Source organism: Halomonas sp. HL-93 (assembly GCF_900086985.1).
Classification (GTDB): domain Bacteria; phylum Pseudomonadota; class Gammaproteobacteria; order Pseudomonadales; family Halomonadaceae; genus Vreelandella.
The window spans coordinates 1,618,005-1,635,588 of sequence record NZ_LT593974.1 but is presented as its reverse complement, the minus strand read 5'-3'; the positions used below and the strand labels follow the sequence as shown (position 1 = coordinate 1,635,588).

Genomic DNA, 17,584 nt, shown 5'->3' with positions numbered 1-17,584 from the left:
TTATCAAACAGCACACACTTCAGTTGCAAGGCCTGCAACGTCGCGGCTGTAATCCCTCTTTGACTCTGGCACTTGAATATTATCTGTCCCTGATACTCGCTTCATAAAATCATCCAACTCTCTTTTATGGTTCTGATAGGCTGTATCAGGATAATCATGCGGCGGCTGGCCATTCTCTGTCATGCGAATAACCCCTTTGGCGAACAGGTACTGTGACGGCGTAGGGTCTTCTCTGCTAAAGCGGCAAAGCGTTCCGTAAACGCCGGTCGTGACGCCTTCCACAATCCAGCGGAGACAGTTGGCAATGGCGATTTGCTGGAAGTCCAACGCCTCCTGGTGATTAAACGGCTCGACTTTGCCATCGCTTCTGCCCCTGCCGGGTACTTCTGTTTCAAATTCTTGCGGGTTGCTAGTCAGAAGGTAAAGCAAAGCTCCCAGCGCTTCGGGTGTTAACTGCTGCACCCAAGATTTCATTTTCTTTAAATCCTCTCCATCGCGCGTCGCTAGTACATATGCAATCGGCCCCGCGTTCTGCCCACCGGTCATGGCGCTATAGAGCCGCTCGATACCCGCTTGGCCGCGGGCGGCGATCAATCCAACGTTGAGCAGTGTGGTGGCGAGGATATAACCCACTTTGCCCAGCACATTTTTGGCTTCTTCGGTGATCCATTCAGGTGTTTCGTAGTTGTTGTCCACCAAAGCGCGGTGGAGCATGGCAATCCAGAGGTCGAGATTTTTGCCATCTAGCTCAAAGTTGAGCTTGTAGCCGCCCCCAACACCCAGCACAAACTTGCTCGCTATCCGAAAGGTAAAATTGCCATTACGCAAACCAAAGACAAAATCGACATTACCCCCACCACCGGCCCTTCCTTCCATTTCAAATGCTGCGGCACCCAACGTGCGCCAGTCATCCAGTGAGCGATTGTTATGCTCCCACATGCCCAGCTCGTTAAGCGCCTGCCAGTTGGGCAGTAAACGCTGCAAATTACGGGGCGGCTTCCAGTCCAGCGAACAGCCTATTTCCAATCCTGCTTTAACGCCGGCAAAGGCGGTAAGCCCGGTGCTATCGGTTTCCTGGTTTCGTAAGTCCAACCCGGAGAGGCTCAAACCATCCTTGTCCAGCTTGAACCCCACCTTGTTGGCTAGCGCTACGTTAGCGCCGGTAAAGCCCTTCGCCACTACATCGAATATCACGGCATAGCGGCCTACTTCGCGCTCTTGGTTCTGCTGCTCGGTAAGCTCTTCTTGCTCAGTAAGCTTTACCCTAATGGGTTGTGCCTCATCCTTCTTGGGTAGCTCTAAGCGGCCTAGCGACATTTCGCCTTTAGCAAGGTTGAAGGTGCCCTTGGCCTCCCACTTGTGTTTCAAGGCAACATTTCGTTCACTCAAAGATACTGATTTTTTCGTTGAGCTACCGTGGTCTCCTGTTGCTTCCATAAAGGAGACCTTCTGAAGCTCGAAGGTATGCTGAGGGGCGTTACCGCTTTCTGTTTTTTCATAAAGGTCAAAATTGGCCATCCCCACCAGGCGAAGCATTTGTGCCTGGGCACTGGCATCAAACAGACGAAGTTTTTCACGGCTACGCCCGGTGAACAGCACTTTCTTAAGTGACTCCCCCCAATGCTGCTTGGCACTTTCACTGGCAAGTGAGGCGACGTCTAGGCCTTGCTCCGTTAAATACGCGAAGAATATATGCGGCTCAAAGAACCCTAGCTGCTCATCATGCCACTCAGGTCGAAGATCGATTTTTTGGCAGCAGCGGCTTTTAAGCCATTGACTAAGCGCTGTTTCTGGCGCTTCCCAAAGCCGCGCGGGGAGTACCTGATCAGCGACCAGCGCTGTATCTAACTGATGGCGCTCACCAGGCGTCATTTCAGGCATTAATTGCCACAAGCTGAGATGACTTAATGATTTTTCAGCTTGGGGCGAACTGAATTCACGCAGGGGAAAGTCGCCGCGAACCAATAGATCAATTTTGCGTTTGGCATACCCAAGCGATGGGCGGGCATCGACCAGATCGGTATTCCATATCAGCGTTCTTTGGGGGGTACTCTCTTGAACAGATCGCTTGGCTTGCACGTAGAGCGCATTAAGGTCGTTCTGTATCGCTTCATATTGGTTGCGCTCTTCTTCAAATAAGAATACAGGTAGCTGTGCTTGTCCGGCGGTTCCCGACTCCCACTCTTCAAGCTTTTCATTCACTGCTTCATATAGTTCCATCGAGTCCTTCAAGAGCGCGTAGTAATCGTCGAATACTTGCGCCCCGGCTTCTAACTCCTCGCGAACCGACTCACCCTGAATATTAGCCAGCGCCCACTCTGGCGTCGCGATACCTAGCGTCGCCAGTTCCAGGATGCTGTCGTGATAGTCGAGCATAATAGTGGAGAGTTCATCGATTATCTGCGGCCACCATATCGGGCAGGTAGAGGATGATGGCGCCGTTGTTTCACACTCTTCGAGGAATTCTTTTGTTTTACTCAAGGCATCACGGATGGGAAGCTCATCGTGCATCGATTCGGCGGAAGGGTATTCCTCAAGCACTCGGTGACGGCATTGCCGATAGTTCTCCAAAGCCGTTGCGATTTCATCCTCCCAAGGCCCATAGTAATGATCACCTGAGAGGGTATAACCATTTTCCTCAGCAATACTGCGGCCCTGGGCTTCGAGCATCAGTATTTCTGAATCTAAAGTATTGACTAAATTTCTGAGCCTGTTGCGTTCATTGAGTGCGTTTGTACCTGCTCGCCCGGGCTGTCCGGTTTGACGCGAAATTTCGGCTATTTCTGTTTCTTGCTTTTCTTTCTCGTTTTTAAGCTCTTGATAGCGTTGCTGGTCAGATTGTGAGAGAAAACTAATTGGCTCTGCTGCTAAGAGGCATTCCATTATGCCAATATCACGCAGATGCTGAAGGCGTGTTTCGACATCTACTTCCCTGACCCAGCCCTTTAGGGTGTCGTCAGCCTCCATCAAGATATCCGAAACTTCTTCGGTCAATAGCCAAAACGTTCGTGTACCTGGCAAATAGATGATATCCGCCCACTCTTGCTCTTGGCAGGCATGGGCAACTGCTTCCATGCGACTTATCGTTGTTGAAGAGGGCTCCGGTGCGTTTACCGCTATACCATTTAAATGATGAAAGTTACCATTCATATTAAGCTCTCTAACTCTTTTGTTTTCTTACGGGCCGGGGTATCCATTGCCAAGATGGCTTGTGCCCGTTCAGGTAGGGCCTCTGACCGTTGGATTAAAGGCAGCAGTCGTTGAAAGTGCTCGGTACGGGTAATGCCTGCCTTTATCAACATGTCTAGTCGTATAAACCAACCATCGGGTATCTCAGCCATGAAGGTTGCCGTAGCACTGCTCAGCCACCATGCTTGCTGACTCTCCTTTAGAGCTTCTTCCATCGATCGGTCGAGGCGTATTTGAGGGGGCGCTTCAAATTCGTCAGCCGGTGCCACCCATCGCCGCCAAGTGCCTTGTGGAGTTGGCGTGTAAAGTGCGGTAAAGGGTGTCATCAGATGCTGGAATGTGGCGGCGTCAGCGCTTGCGAGAATCGCTGTCCAGGCATTGGACTGCTGCAGATTCACCAGGGTCTGGCCGCCATGAGCGTCGGGCAGCACAAATAGCGAACTTAGGTGTTCAGCGATGCTTTTCAGGGTCGCGTCCGGTTTGGCGGTGGCAATCCATCCTAATCGTTGTTGGCAAAATGCTTGTGCCTCTTGGGCCGCTGGAGTACCTGGCTCAACTTCCACTAACCACGGACTAGCGGTAATCAACGGATCCAGCTCAGTGCCAGCGAAAAGTGTCATTAATTCTTTGCGGCCGCGTTGATTCAACCAAGTCGCACAAGCTTGCGATGCACGACGCTGATCGAGCACGAACCACCACGGTTGACTACTTTCTGAGAGGCGCTCTAGAGACTCACTTCGCTCATCAATTCGCGTTAACCAGCCAGACATGGACAATCCTCGCGGCTGCATTGGGTATCATTGATCTTGCCGCAGAGGGGCATCATTGCTGCTTCACTTAGCTGGTAATCTTCCAGCTTTGGCAATGATGTTGGCGGTATCGCATCATGCACCTCCGCCATCGCATGCCCTGGCAGTAACGGGCTTTCTACCGCCTGACCACTGCCATTGCCGGGGCTGCCGCCTGCGTTTACTTTGACGTTGGGGCCCACCATGGTAACGCCGCTGCCGTCCAGCTTGAGGAAACTTCCCCCGGCGTTGAGGGTTAATTCGCTATCCGCTTCCAGCACCACCTTGTGGCCAGCTTTGATGTGCAGCTCGCGGCCGCTTTCGCTGAGCCAGGCCTGGCCTGTGTTGATATGCAGGGTGCCTTCAACGGTGAGGTGCTGCTGCCCTTCGGTATGCTCGAAACGGTTGCCGTGTACCGTGTGGTGGTCGTCGTTGTCGATCTCGCTGATGCGGTCGTTATTGACCTTCAAGAAGCTGTCGTTGCGGATCTCTTCAATACGGTCGTTGAGCGTGAGCAGTTCCAGGTCTTTCTGGGCGTGGAGCCAGATTTGCTCTTCGCCGGCCTGGTCTTCAAAGCGCAGTTCGTTGAAGCCTTCGGCCTTGTGGCTTTGGGTGCGCAGTACCGTGCGAGTCTTGTGTTCCGGCAGCGGGTACGGCGCGGTGTTGACCGCGTGATAAGTACGTCCGGTCACCAGCGGCTGATCGGGGTCGCCTTCCAAAAACGAGACGATGACTTCGTGGCCAATGCGCGGAATGGCAATACTGCCGTAGCTGCCGCCTGCCCAGCCTTGGGCGACCCGCACCCAGCAGCTGGCGGTGTCATTTGGCTCTGCGTAGCGATCCCAGGGGAACTGGACCTTGACCCGGCCGTGTTCGTCGCAGTGAATCTCTTCGCCTTCCGGGCCGACCACAAAGGCGACCTGGGGGCCATCGATGCGGGGCTTGGGGTTGGGCGTGGCGCGCCAGGGGGCATCGCCGGGGATCAGCGTGACCTGATTGTGGTAGCGGGTCATACCGTTGGCATCGCCCTGGGTGATGCCGTCTTCTTCCAGCGCCTGGGGCTGCTCACCGAAGTGGCTTACTTCAATCGCCTGCCAGTCGCGGTTGAGGCTATCGGTGTCGTGGTCGGTCAGCGTGAAGCGCACACCGGGGGCGAGTTCGGGCAGGTCGCTTTCGGCGCTAACAGTGATCGCCTCGCGGCGCAGCTGTTCCAGTCGAATGCGGGTGAACGGCTCGCCGGAAGCATCCTGCTTGTAGCGGCCGGGGTAGTCGTAGTGTTCGTAATCGACCTGCTGCCCATGGTCTTCTACATCACGACCCAGGTGGTCGTGGAACTGCGCATAGGCGGGATTTTTAAAGCTGTAGTCTTTCAGCGTGGCGGACGAACTCGCCACCCGGGCAGTGTGGCTGAGTTTGCGCACATGGCGTGTGGGCGCGGTACCGCCTGCGCGGCTGTGATAGCTGCGCTCGCCTAGGCTAGTGAGTAGCTGCGGGTCATCGGCAAACACCAGCCGATGGGCGCCGCCGTCGCGTTCTTCAAATTCATGGAAATAAAACAGCCCCTCTTCGGCGGCCAGGCGCTCGATAAAGGCAAGGTCGGTCTCACGGTACTGCACGCAGTATTCGCGCTCGGGGAGCTCGCGGGTGACCGCAAAGGCCACGTCGCGGATGCCGCGCTCATCGCACAGGGTATTGATGATAGTGAGCGGGTCGACTTTCTGGAAGATGCGCGAGTTCTGGCGCAGCGATAGCCGCCACAAGGCGGGACGTAACACCAGCGAGTAAAACGTACGCCGGTGGCCGCGATCACCTCGGCCAAACTCGCTGACGATGCCGTGCACCCGGCGCAGCGCTTCGCCGTCCTGCCAGATGGTCAGAGACGCCTCGCGATCCAGCAGTTCGGCGGCGTCCAGGCTGCCGTCGCGGCTGGCCAGGTTCAGCGCCAGCTCGAAGGGTTGGGAGAGCGCTTCGCGGTGGGTGAAGTCGATCACCGCCACGTCATCCACTCCCGGAAGTGTCAGGGTGAATTGCAGGCCTGTCTTATGCGCCCCCATCCTGTCAGACATAATCCCGCTCCCTGGATCGTCAACTGCTAATAAAAACGATCAGAATAGCGAGCTAGAAGCGAAGCACAACCCATTTAGGACAAGTCACAGCGATCTCTTACACGGCGTAAGAAATCGCTTACAAAACAGGCAAAAATTCGCCCGCGCTATCGTGATAAAAAGCCGGGCAAACTACTTAATCAACTGCACCAACCCATGGCGTACATACCAAACCTGGTCGGCTTGACGGGTAGCGTCTTGCACGAACCAGCCATTGAGATCGCGCAGGCGGCGTTGTTCGGGCTGCATGGGCACGATGCCACGGCCGACTTCGTGGGCGATGATAATCAACGGTGCGTTTATCTGGCTGGCGCGCTGGTAGAGGCCGGTCATATCCCCCTGCCACTGCTCGCGGAACGCATCGTTTTGCATCCTTCCTGATGCGGCTTCGAGCCACTCCAACACGCCGGTGATCACCAACGGCGTATCGGCAAGCAGCGTTTGTTGACACGCATCCAGCCGCTGCTCCGGCGCAAGCCGATACCATACGGCGTCGGGAAAGCGAGCCGTTACGACGTCACGTTTTCCTGCGCAGGCACCGCCGATGAAGAGCTGCATTGCCAATCTCCTTTGCCATTCGCATCGGTGTGATAAGTGAGTGTCCAGCGCCTGCCCTGTGCCTGACTCACCGAGCCATCCCAGAAGTGAAGGGTTTCAAAACGACGGCGCAGTTCACGGATCACGCCGCCATGAGTGACGGCCAGAATTTTGCGCTGGCTGCCTTGCTGGGCATTCACAGCCACATCATGCAGCCAGGCTTCCAGGCGCGCGCGCAGGTGAGCGGCCGATTCGCCGCCAGGGATTTGCAGCTCGCCGACACTGTCAATCCAGGCGCGATAGTGCGGCAGGTCTTTGAGTTCGTCATACACCTTGCCTTCGTACTCGCCAAAGTCGAGTTCGCGCAGACGCGGCTCCAGCGCAACCGGCACGCCCTCTTTCGCGGCCTGAATCCACTCAAGCGTCTTCTGGCAGCGGTTCAAGTCGCTTGAATAAATGGCATCGAAACGCTCATTCATCAGCGCTTCGCGCAGCGCCAGCAGCCCCGCTTCGGCATCGGGAAACAGCAGCGGGATATCGCGCTGGCCCTGGTAGCGGCGCGCTAAATTCCAGGCGGTGATACCGTGGCGAACTGCCACCAACTCCACAGTAAGATCAGTAGCCAAAGCTCTCCTCCTTCAATGGTGGCACCGACCATATCGCCGTTGATGCCGTTAAACAGTCGCAACATAAACACGCGTGAAAGCGCCACAAAGACCGCCGCCGCAAGTCCAATCAGTACAAGCGAGGGTGCCAGCAGCGCCATCATGGCCAACGGCACCAACGCCAGTGCTACCTCCTGGCCGCTAAGCGACTGTTGCCAGCTCCACGCCAAGCCCTTGGGCTGAGCGCAGGGCGTCAGGACAAGCAAGGCAACGCCCGCCCAGCGCCCGAGTGCGGGCACCACCAGCAGCCACCAGAGCGGCGCCTGGTAGGCAAGAAGCGCCCAAACCAATACGCCCTTCCAGGCAAGCAGAAACACCAGCGCCAGCATGCCGAAACTGCCGATCTGCGGGTCTTTGATGATTTCCCAACGGCGCGTCAGCGGCTGATTGCTGCCCAGCGCATCGGCGATATCCATGACGCCATCCAGGTGCAGCCCGCCGGAAAGCGCGACCCAAAGGCTAAGCAGCGCCAGCGCGGTAATCGGCGTGGGAACGTTGTGCATGGCAAATGCCAGCAGCACCAACACGCTGCCGATGAGCAGGCCGACCAAGGGATAGGCACGCACCGCCCAGCGCCGGGTTGCAGGCGTCCAGGGGCTGGCGATGGGAATGGGGATTCGGGTCAGAAACTGCAGCGCCAGCACCAGCCCAAACAGAGCGTTTTTCACAGCAACCGCTCCTTTTGGGGTTTCCCCTGCTCATGCTTCCACTGCTCAGGTTTCCAGTTCAGGGCACAGCCCGCGATTACCTCAACAACGGCGTCGGCCTCGGCGACCAGCCAGCGGTGGGCGCGCTGGAGAAAGGCGAGATAACGCCAGGTCTCAGCATCGGTTGGCGGCAGCGATTCGTTGATATCGTTCGACACAATTACCAGGTGCACGCTGCGCGCTCGGGCATCCGTCACGGTGTCGGCCAGCAGCGCAAGGCCCTCATCTTTGCTAAGCTCGCTGGCGTACAGCACCTGGCTGGCCCAGAGCGTCAGGCAGTCCAGTAGCACGGCGCAGCCATCGGGCACGTCAGAGAGCGCCTGATCAATCGCCAGCGGCGCTTCGATAGTCTTCCACTGAGCGGTTTGCCTCTGCTCGTCTCTGGACTGGCGATGGCGGGCCACTCGCTCGGCCATTTCGTCATCCGTGACCTTGGCAGTGGCCAGGTAGTAGCAAGCTGCGCTGCCCGCGGCATCCACCACCTGCTGCTCGGCTACATCACTTTTGCCGGAGCGTGCCCCGCCGCTTATAAAGACAATCATGCAGCACCTGTTTTGGCAGTTACTGTTTTAAGCACGCTCACTAGCCGATGATTAGCAGGTGCATCGCGCAGGGCTACACGCAGCCAGTCGCCATCGAGTCCGGTAAAGTTATGCGTATGGCGCACCAATACACCCTGGCGCAGCAGCCGCTCAAATAGCACGTCGCTGGAGATACCTGCGGCGCGTAGCTCGACGCCAGGGCGGAGAAGAAAGAAGCACGCCTGGCTTGGCACCACCTCCAGCCCCAATTGGGCAAGCACTTGCTCCATAGGGCGCCGCTCGCTGGCTAACCAGCGCTGGGTGCGGCGGGTAAAGGCACCGTCCGCCAGCAGCGGCGCTACCAACTCCGCCGCCAGGTGATTCACGCTCCAGGGCGGCTGGTGGGCCTGTGCCGCCTGAATAGTGGCTTCATCCGCCAGCATATAGCCTAACCGTAGCCCCGGCAGCGTATAAAACTTGGTCATCGAGCGCAGCAGAATTAGATGCGGATAGCGATCCAGCAGCGGTACCAGCGACACCGCATCATGCGTATCGCCGACCATGTCCACAAAAGCCTCATCCACCACCACCCGGCAGCCCGCCCAAGCCGTGTAATCCAGCAGTATCTCCATGGTCGAGGTATCGATAAGTGTCGCTGTGGGATTATTGGGCCGACACAGAAACAGCACATCGATATCATTAAGCCTTGCCAACAGCGTATCAACATCCAGGTCAAAGTCCGGCACGGGCAGCGCGATCTCAACGATTGAGAGCCGGTGGGCGCAGCAAGCACGGGCATATTCACCAAAGCTTGGTGTTATAATTGCCGCGCGCTGCCAGGCATGTAGCGCAGCGGCAAGAAAAATCGCCTCGGCGCCGCCGTTTGTCAGCAGCACCTGCTCGGGGCGCAGTTGGTGATAGCTTGCGATGGCGTGGCGGGCTGCGGAATAATCCGGCGCCGGATAGCGCTCAAGGCCTGCCAACTGTTGGGTTAACCAGTCGCGCACCCAGGCGGGTGGCCCCAAGGGATTAAGGTTGGCGCTAAAATCGTCCAGCCGATGAGTGGCGGGCAAGCCAAAGTGGGCCAATAGCGCTTCGGCTTGGCCGCCGTGGCTGGGCCATGTAAATGTGCTCATAAAAACCTCGGGGGAAACAGGCTCAGCGCAACCATCAAGACAGCGGACAGCAGCATAAATAGCATCCAGCCACCGTGCATTAAACGAATCGTTGCGTCGATATGGGCAACCCGAAGTGGCTCCAGCGGCTTGCCTAGCGTCGCACGACAGGAAGCCACCCCCTCATAGTAGTTGGTGCCGCCCAGTTGCACGCCGAGCAACCTCGCCACCATGGCTTCCGGCCAGCCAGCGTTGGGGCTTGGGTGACGCGGCGCATCGCGCCAGGTGCCCCGCAAGGCGCCCTTCCAATGCAAATCATACGCCCTGGGAACGCTCATCATCAGGCCCGCCAACCATAGACATAGCGCAGTTAAACGGGCGGGTACCCAGTTGGCCGTATCATCCAGCTTGGCGGAAGCGTATCCGAAATCGGCATAGCGCTGGTTGCGATACCCCACCATGGAATCCAAGGTATTGACTGCCTTGTAGGCCAGCGCCAGCGGTGCACCCCCTATCAGCGCAAAAAACAGCGGCGCGGTAATGCCATCCACGGTATTTTCCGCCACGGTTTCAACTGCCCCTCGGGTGATGCCGGCTTCGTCAAGGCCTTGCGTGTCGCGCCCGACAATCATGGACAGCGCTTGCCGTGCGGCGGGCAAGTCACCCTTTGCAAGCGGCACCGCAATGGCGCGCCCTGCATCAGCCAAGCCTTTGATAGCAAGCGTGGTGGCAAGTAACCATACCTCAGCAACAATTCCCAGCCAGGGATGCAAAGCGCTAAGCAGCCTGAGTACCAACCAAGCGCTCGCGAACGTCGCCAGCACTATCGTGGCGGTAAGCATAACGCCCGACCGCCGGCGCTGCTTGTCGCTGCCCTGATTCCAGCGTGTTTCCAGCACGCTGATCGCACGCCCAATCACCACCACCGGGTGCGGCAGCGAGCGCGGATCGCCGATGACCAGATCCACCATAATAGCCACGATGACCAATACCAGCGTCGCGGGTAGATAATCGCTGAATACTGTCATTGGCCGGTGTTGCCGCTAACGCCCGCATCGGCAAAGGTCGCCATTTCATTTAGCATGGCGACTGCCGCTTGCAGGAGTGGAAATGCCAGCGCCGCCCCGCTGCCCTCGCCCAGGCGCATGCCCAGATTAAGCAGGGGCTTGGCCTTAAGGGCTTCCAATGCGGTTGAGTGGCCAGGTTCTTCTGACTGATGGCCAAATACCAGGTAACCGCGTACGTCTGGGCATAACCGGCAGGCGGTAAGCGCGGCCACGGTGGCAATAAAACCATCGACGACAACGGGCAAGCGATACGCGGCCGCAGCCAGATAAGCGCCTGTCATCGCAGCGATTTCCAGCCCGCCCAGCTTGGCGAGCACCGCTAGCGGGTCCTCCGGGTCCGCCCGACGCGCGTCAATCGCCTGTTCGATCACCGCGACTTTATGGGCCTGCTGAGCGCTGTTGATGCCCGTGCCAGCGCCCACCACCTGGGCCACTGGCGTACCGGTCAACACTGCAAGCATGGCGCTACTGGCGGTGGTATTGGCAATGCCCATCTCGCCGACGATGATGCACCTGGCCCCGGCGTGGCTGGCGCGTTCCACGGCGGCAACGCCCGCATTGATCGCTGAGTGGGCTTCATCGCCTTGCATGGCGTCTTCGAGCACCATATTGGCCGTGCCTGGGCGTACCTTGGCATGCGTCACGCCCGCCACGGCCAAGGGTGTTGCCACCCCCACATCGATGACGTCGATATTCGCGCTAATCTGCCGGGCAAAGACGTTGATAGCGGCACCGCCGCTTGCGAAGTTGGCAACCATTTGCGCCGTTACGGCCTGAGGAAACGCGGACACGCCCTCTTCGGCTACACCGTGATCCGCGGCGAATACCAGCACGCTGGCTGGCGTCACATTGGGCGTTTGCCCTCCGGTGATGGCGCTCAGTTGTATGGCCAGCGCTTCCAGCTCACCCAGGCTGCCCGGCGGTTTGGTCAACGTATCGAGATAGGCGCGGGTGCGTTCGCCTGCCTCAGCGTCTACCGGCGCAATACGCTCGATAATAGACGGGGCAACATCGGTGGGCATGGTGGCTCCAAAGCGTTCAACATCAAGAGAGGGGGATGGTAGCAAAAGCAGGCCTGCTATACTTGCGATTTACGCTTATCAAGCGGGCAATTACCGCTATTGCAATCCATCGTTAGCCCTGAATACCTAGGGCGATAGTTGTCATCAATTAGAGTAATAAAACTACAATTAGCGCTTTTATTGCCGTAAGGTCTCTCCTATCGCCGCCAAAAAATGTAAAATAACTACAGGTTTGACTTACCGTCGCTACCATGCAGAGGTCCCTATGCCGAGCTCAACACACGCCACTTTAAATTCCACCGTTGCCGAGGTTACCCAACGCATACGTGAGCGGTCTGCCGAGCGGCGCGCGCTTTACGAGCGTCGCATGGCCGACCAACATAAACGCGGCGTGCATCGCGGCGAGCTCTCATGCGGTAACCTCGCCCATGGGTTTGCGGCCTGCAGCCCGCAGGAAAAAGATTCCCTCAAGCTGATGAACAGCGCCAACCTGGGGATCATTTCGGCCTACAACGACATGCTCTCGGCTCACCAGCCGTTTGAAACCTTCCCGGCCACTATTAAAGCCGCTGCCAACGCGATGGGCTCAACGGCCCAGTTTGCCGGTGGCGTACCGGCGATGTGCGATGGTGTGACCCAGGGCCAGCCTGGCATGGAGCTGTCGCTGTTCTCTCGGGATGTAATAGCCATGGCCACCGCCGTGGGCCTTTCCCACAACATGTTCGACGCAGCCTTGTATCTCGGCGTGTGCGACAAGATCGTGCCGGGGCTATTCATTGCCGCGGCACGCTTTGGCCACCTGCCCGCGATGTTCGTGCCGGCCGGCCCGATGCCCAGCGGCCTGCCCAACAAGGAAAAGGCCCGCATCCGCCAGCTGTACGCCGAAGGCAAGGTCGGCCGCGATGCCCTGCTGGAGGCCGAATCCGAGTCGTACCACAGCCCCGGCACCTGCACCTTCTACGGCACTGCCAACTCCAACCAGTTGATGATGGAAGTGATGGGCCTGCACCTGCCGGGCACCTCGTTCGTCAACCCCGGCACAGAGATGCGCGAGGCCCTGACCCGCTACGCCACCGAACAGGCCATTCGCAATACCGAACCCGGTGGCGAGTACCGTCCGTTCTACAAGCAGATTGACGAGCGCGCGATCGTCAATGCGGTGGTTGGGCTGCTGGCATCCGGTGGCTCGACCAACCACACGCTCCACCTGATTGCCATGGCGGCAGCGGCGGGCATCACCCTCAACTGGGATGACTTCACTGACCTTTCAGCGGTCACCCCAAGCCTAATGCGGGTCTACCCCAACGGCCAGGCGGATATCAACCACTTCCAGGCGGCGGGCGGCATGAGCTTCCTGTTCCGCGAGCTGCTGGGCGCTGGCCTGCTCCATGGCGATATTCCCACCGTCTTCGGCACCGACCTGACCGCCTACACCCAAGAGCCTTTCCTGGAAGACGGCAAGGTGGTCTGGCACGAAGGTCCTGAGAAAAGCCTCGACGAAGCCGTGCTAAGCACCGTTGCCAACCCGTTCGCGCCCACCGGCGGCCTGACGGTGATGAAAGGCAACCTGGGCCGCGGGGTCATCAAGGTATCGGCGGTCACCGAAGAACATCGCATCGTCGAAGCGCCGGTGAAGATTTTTGAAGATCAGAACGAGATGAAAGCCGCCTTCGAGTCCGGTGATTTGGATCGCGACGTGATTGTAGTGGTTCGCTTCCAGGGCCCCAAGGCCAACGGCATGCCGGAGCTGCACAAGCTGACGCCCTTCCTGGGTGTGCTGCAAGACCGTGGCTATAAAGTGGCGCTGGTCACCGACGGCCGCATGTCGGGCGCCTCAGGCAAGGTGCCGGCTTCTATCCATATGAGTCCGGAAGCCCTGGACGGCGGCCCACTGGCGAAACTGCGCGATGGCGATATCGTACGCCTGGACGCCAACGCCGGGACCCTCAACGCCAAGGTAGACCCCGCCAACTGGGCCGAGCGCGAACTGACCATCGGCAACCTGGATCACTACCACGTTGGTCTTGGCCGTGAGCTATTCTCTGGCTTCCGCCACCTGGCCATGCGCGGCGAGGAAGGCGCCGGGGTGTTCGGCGGCTTTGAGGCCGACGACCTGGCCCGCCAGGAAGGACAGATTCTCCAAGAGGATGCCTGATGCGACCGGCCTTGATCGGCGATATCGGCGGGACCAATGCACGCCTGGCGCTGGTGACACCAGGCGACATTACCCCGCACGATATTATCAATCTCCCCTGCGCGGACTACCCAGGCGTTATTGAGGCGATTCAGGACTACCTGAGCCGGGTAGGCGCAACGGGTGAAAATGCCCCGCGCGAGGCTTGTCTGGCGTTTGCCTGCCCGGTTCATGCCGAGCGGGTCAAGATGACCAACAACCACTGGGACTTCATGAAAAGCGAGGTTCGCGAAACGCTGAACCTATCGCTGTTCAAGATCATCAACGACTTCACCGCCCAGGCACTGGGCGTGCCCCACGTTGGCGCAGACAACCTGGTGGAAGTACAGCCCGGCAGCGTTCAGTCTCATTCTACGCGGCTGGTGATTGGCCCCGGCACGGGGCTCGGCGTGGCCGGTGTTTTCCCCGGCCAGCACGCCTGGATACCACTGCCCACCGAGGGCGGACACATTACCTTCGCGCCCACCGATGACACCGAGCGCGCGTTGCTTGACGTGTTTCTACAGCGCCACAAGCGGGTGAGCGTGGAGCGCATTCTGTGCGGCCAAGGGTTACTCGAGCTTTATCAGGCCCACTGCGCGCTTGACGATCAGGCGCCGCGCTGCACTACCCCGGCAGAGGTGACCCAAGCCGCCAACACAGGCGACCCCACCGCCACCACCAGCCTGCTGCGGTTCCTGAAAATCCTTGGCGACGTGTGCGGCGACGCCACGCTGACCATGGGCGCCCGTGGCGGGGTTTATCTGTGTGGCGGGATCCTGCCGCGCCTGCTTGACTGGCTGCCGAAAAGCCAACTGCGCGACAGCTTCGTCAACAAGGGCCGCATGGGCGCGTATAACGCCGACATTCCCATTTGGGTGGTCACCCACCCGTGGACGGGGCTGCTGGGCGCCGCTGAGGCGTTGCATAACGAAGAAGTGTTTTAAGCCCATCAACAGGAATCTCCCTATGCCCCTGCCAACCTTCGACGTGCCGTTCGTACTCGGCATGATGCGTCTTCACGAGGCCACCGATATGCACCAGGCCAACCACCTGGCTGACTGGATCGAGGCGCGACTCGAGCAGGGTCTGCACTGGTTTGACCACGCCGACATCTACGGCGACGGTGCCGGTGAGACGCTGTTTGGCCAGGCGCTGCGCGCCCGCCCGGCGCTTGCCAAGCGGCTCAAGGTGGTGACCAAAGCCAGCATCGCCAACGACAATCCCACCCCGGGCTCGGGCAAGGTCAAGCACTATAACGCAAGCCCGGCGTACCTGAACCGAGCGATTGATGATTCACTTAACCGCTTGAGCGTTGAGCGAATCGACCACTTTCTGATTCACCGCCCTGACCTGTTAATGGACGCCGAGGCCACCGGCCGCGCGCTGGATGACGCCATTAACGCTGGAAAAATTGGCGCCGCAGGCGTTTCCAACCACCTGCCCAGCCAGTGGCGCCGCCTGCAAAGCGCCATGCACCACCCGCTGCGCGCCAATCAGATCGAGCTATCCATCGCCCATAGCACACCGCTGTTTGACGGCAGCTTCGACGACCTGTGCGCCGACGGCCATGCGCCGATGGCCTGGTCACCGTTGGCGGGCGGCGCACTGATGGAAGGCGAAGTGAGCCACGTGCTGACCCGTCTGGCGAGCGAACACAACAGCACACCTGCCGCAATGGCGCTTGGCTGGCTGCGCAGCCTGCCCAATCGCCCTGCCCCCGTGGTGGGCAGCGTGAAGCCGGATCGCATTGCCGATATGCTCGAAGGCCCCGACACCCTCCCCAGAGAAACCTGGTACGAATTACTGGAAGCCGCCCGGGGTCACTGCGTCGCGTAAACTCACATTCCCCATCCGATCAACAATCATAAGGAAACGATCATGACGCCGATAATTGCGTTTGGTGAAGCCCTGGTGGATATGCTCTCAAGCCGCCTGGGTAACGACGATACAGGACCCGAGACTTTTACTCCCTACGCCGGGGGCGCGCCCGCCAATGTGGCGGTTGCCTGCGCGCGGCTCGGCGTCCCAAGCCGCTTTCTGGGCATGGTCGGCGACGATACCTTCGGGCATTTTTTAATCCGTGAACTACAACACCACGGCGTGGATACCCAGGGCGTGATGCTCACCAAAGAAGCACGCACGGCGCTGGCGTTTGTTTCCCGGGATAGCCAGGGCGAGCGCACCTTCGACTTTTACCGCCCACCGGCCGCCGATCTGCTTTACCGGCTGGACGACTTGCCCCAGGGGGTATTTGAACAGCCTGCTATCCTGCACTTGTGCAGCAACAGCCTGACCGACGCCGAAATCGCCGACACCACCTTGGCGATTGCCACCATGGCCAAACGCGCAGGCTGCCTGGTCAGCGTGGATGCCAACCTGCGGCATAATCTATGGATCGATGGAGCGGCGGATATTGCCCTGGTGACGCAGCTACTGGATAGCGCGGAGCTTGTGAAGGTATCACTCGACGAGCTTGATTACCTGCGCGGCGACCATCCGCAAGAGGCGTGGGTGGCGCAACGCCTTGCCGCGGGCGTGAAAGTCATGCTGATTACCGACGGCCCCAATAGCGTGGCAATCAAAGGCGTGGGTATTGATCAAACCATCGCGCCGCCCAACGTTGACGCCGTGGACACCACCGCCGGTGGCGACGCGTTTATCGGTGGGCTGCTGGCCGAGCTTTCACGCCACGGTATTGAGGAAGGCTGGCACCAGGACGCTGACTTTCTCACCCGTGCGGTGAATACCGCTTGCCGCTGTGGCGCACACGCAGTGACGCGCCCAGGCGCTTACGCAGCGCTGCCTACCCATGCCGATATTGACGCATTGCGCAGCGCCCCCTAGTCGTTTCTCGTCAGGGCGCGCGATCAAGCGCCCTACATTGCAGACGATGGTTGAATAGCGCTGAGCTTGTCTAAATGTCTGACATTTACTACCATGGCGTCACTATTATTTAACACGTGACCGCTATGACGCTGGAGACGCTCCCCCGCCACCAAGGCGATGCCGCTGGATTAGCTCGCTTGCTAGCCAGGGCATTATTGGCAGGCCACTGGCAACCCGGTGACGCCTTTCCCAAGGAACTGGACATCGGCACGCATTTTGATGTGAGCCGTAACCAGGTGCGCAATGCGCTGACCCGCTTAACCTCTGCCGGGCTTCTTACCCGCACCGCCGGGCGGGGCACGCAAGTCCGTGAAATGAGCGATTGGCACCTGCTCGACCCGCTGATGAGCGAATGGATGACCGGGCTTATTAACCTCGACCCGCAGCTGATTCGTGCCATCTATGCGTTTCGCTTTTCGGCCGAGCCTGTCGTGGCGGGCCTGGCGGCCGAGGCCGCCGACGCGGACGATATCGCCCGACTTGAAGCGGCCTTTGAAGGCATGCAGAAAACGGCTCGGTCCCCCACTGCTCGCGACCAACACGCCGAGTACGACGTGATGTTCCACGACGCCACCTACCAAGCCAGCCATAACCTGGTGTGGCGGCAAATGGGCCATCTGCTACGTCCTTCGATCATGGCCCTGGTTCACAGCTCCCAGCACCGCACCGACACCTTTGACGATAGCCTGACTCGCCACCGCCACGTCCTTGAAGCCATTGCTCGTGGGGATGCTGACGCGGCGTCGTTCGCCGCGCGGGAAGTGCTACGCCGTACGGCCATCGACCTGGGCATTGTCAATTAACAA

15 protein-coding genes are annotated in these 17,584 nt (G+C 59.1%); 5 read left to right on the top strand and 10 right to left on the bottom strand.

Features of this window, described 5'->3' with window-relative positions; genetic code table 11:
* Window positions 1–3: 3 nt before the first annotated feature.
* From GA0071314_RS07415 to cobT, 10 genes are all read right to left on the bottom strand, one after another.
* Complete coding sequence (locus GA0071314_RS07415; protein WP_074396046.1) at window positions 4–3,075, bottom strand: hypothetical protein; 3,072 nt, start codon at window positions 3,073–3,075, stop codon at window positions 4–6.
* Window positions 3,076–3,146: 71 nt separating this feature from the next.
* Window positions 3,147–3,959 (bottom strand): DUF4123 domain-containing protein, encoded by an 813-nt coding sequence (locus GA0071314_RS07410; RefSeq protein WP_074396045.1) that lies wholly within the window; start codon window positions 3,957–3,959, stop codon window positions 3,147–3,149.
* Entirely contained in the window at window positions 3,944–6,043 is a 2,100-nt protein-coding gene (locus GA0071314_RS07405; protein ID WP_231896529.1) for a type VI secretion system Vgr family protein, read from the bottom strand. The genes GA0071314_RS07410 and GA0071314_RS07405 overlap by 16 nt, the downstream gene beginning before the upstream one ends.
* Before the next feature lie 171 nt (window positions 6,044–6,214).
* Window positions 6,215–6,640 (bottom strand): bifunctional adenosylcobinamide kinase/adenosylcobinamide-phosphate guanylyltransferase, encoded by a 426-nt coding sequence (locus tag GA0071314_RS07400; protein WP_074396044.1) that lies wholly within the window; start codon window positions 6,638–6,640, stop codon window positions 6,215–6,217.
* Window positions 6,592–7,245, bottom strand: a complete 654-nt coding sequence (locus GA0071314_RS07395; RefSeq protein WP_074398468.1) for a histidine phosphatase family protein — start codon at window positions 7,243–7,245, stop codon at window positions 6,592–6,594. Before GA0071314_RS07395 ends, GA0071314_RS07400 begins: the two co-directional genes overlap by 49 nt.
* Window positions 7,182–7,952: an adenosylcobinamide-GDP ribazoletransferase gene (cobS, locus tag GA0071314_RS07390; RefSeq protein ID WP_074396043.1), complete on the bottom strand. Its 771-nt coding sequence runs from the start codon at window positions 7,950–7,952 to the stop codon at window positions 7,182–7,184. Before cobS ends, GA0071314_RS07395 begins: the two co-directional genes overlap by 64 nt.
* Complete coding sequence (locus GA0071314_RS07385) at window positions 7,949–8,533, bottom strand: bifunctional adenosylcobinamide kinase/adenosylcobinamide-phosphate guanylyltransferase (RefSeq protein ID WP_074396042.1); 585 nt, start codon at window positions 8,531–8,533, stop codon at window positions 7,949–7,951. Before GA0071314_RS07385 ends, cobS begins: the two co-directional genes overlap by 4 nt.
* Window positions 8,530–9,648 (bottom strand): threonine-phosphate decarboxylase CobD, encoded by a 1,119-nt coding sequence (cobD, locus tag GA0071314_RS07380; RefSeq protein ID WP_074396041.1) that lies wholly within the window; start codon window positions 9,646–9,648, stop codon window positions 8,530–8,532. Before cobD ends, GA0071314_RS07385 begins: the two co-directional genes overlap by 4 nt.
* Window positions 9,645–10,655 carry an adenosylcobinamide-phosphate synthase CbiB gene (gene cbiB, locus GA0071314_RS07375; protein WP_074396040.1) on the bottom strand — a complete coding sequence of 337 codons (1,011 nt, stop codon included), beginning with the start codon at window positions 10,653–10,655 and terminating at the stop codon, window positions 9,645–9,647. The genes cobD and cbiB overlap by 4 nt, the downstream gene beginning before the upstream one ends.
* The gene (cobT, locus tag GA0071314_RS07370) at window positions 10,652–11,716 is read right to left on the bottom strand and encodes a nicotinate-nucleotide--dimethylbenzimidazole phosphoribosyltransferase (protein WP_074396039.1); all 1,065 of its coding nucleotides are present in this window, start codon (window positions 11,714–11,716) and stop codon (window positions 10,652–10,654) included. The genes cbiB and cobT overlap by 4 nt, the downstream gene beginning before the upstream one ends.
* Before the next feature lie 265 nt (window positions 11,717–11,981).
* Here cobT and edd point away from each other — a divergent pair, with 265 nt between their 5' ends.
* The 5 genes from edd to GA0071314_RS07345 all read left to right on the top strand — a co-directional run bounded on the left by edd (window position 11,982) and on the right by GA0071314_RS07345 (window position 17,581).
* A complete protein-coding gene (edd, locus tag GA0071314_RS07365; RefSeq protein WP_074396038.1) occupies window positions 11,982–13,871 on the top strand; it encodes a phosphogluconate dehydratase in 1,890 nt (629 codons plus the stop codon).
* Window positions 13,871–14,836 carry a glucokinase gene (glk, locus tag GA0071314_RS07360; protein WP_074396037.1) on the top strand — a complete coding sequence of 322 codons (966 nt, stop codon included), beginning with the start codon at window positions 13,871–13,873 and terminating at the stop codon, window positions 14,834–14,836. The genes edd and glk overlap by 1 nt, the downstream gene beginning before the upstream one ends.
* A 22-nt stretch (window positions 14,837–14,858) precedes the next feature.
* Entirely contained in the window at window positions 14,859–15,728 is an 870-nt protein-coding gene (locus tag GA0071314_RS07355) for an aldo/keto reductase (protein WP_074396036.1), read from the top strand.
* A 42-nt stretch (window positions 15,729–15,770) separates the two neighbouring features.
* Window positions 15,771–16,736, top strand: a complete 966-nt coding sequence (locus GA0071314_RS07350) for a carbohydrate kinase family protein (protein WP_074396035.1) — start codon at window positions 15,771–15,773, stop codon at window positions 16,734–16,736.
* Between the two features lie 125 nt (window positions 16,737–16,861).
* Window positions 16,862–17,581 carry a FadR/GntR family transcriptional regulator gene (locus GA0071314_RS07345; protein WP_074396034.1) on the top strand — a complete coding sequence of 240 codons (720 nt, stop codon included), beginning with the start codon at window positions 16,862–16,864 and terminating at the stop codon, window positions 17,579–17,581.
* Window positions 17,582–17,584: the final 3 nt, after the last annotated feature.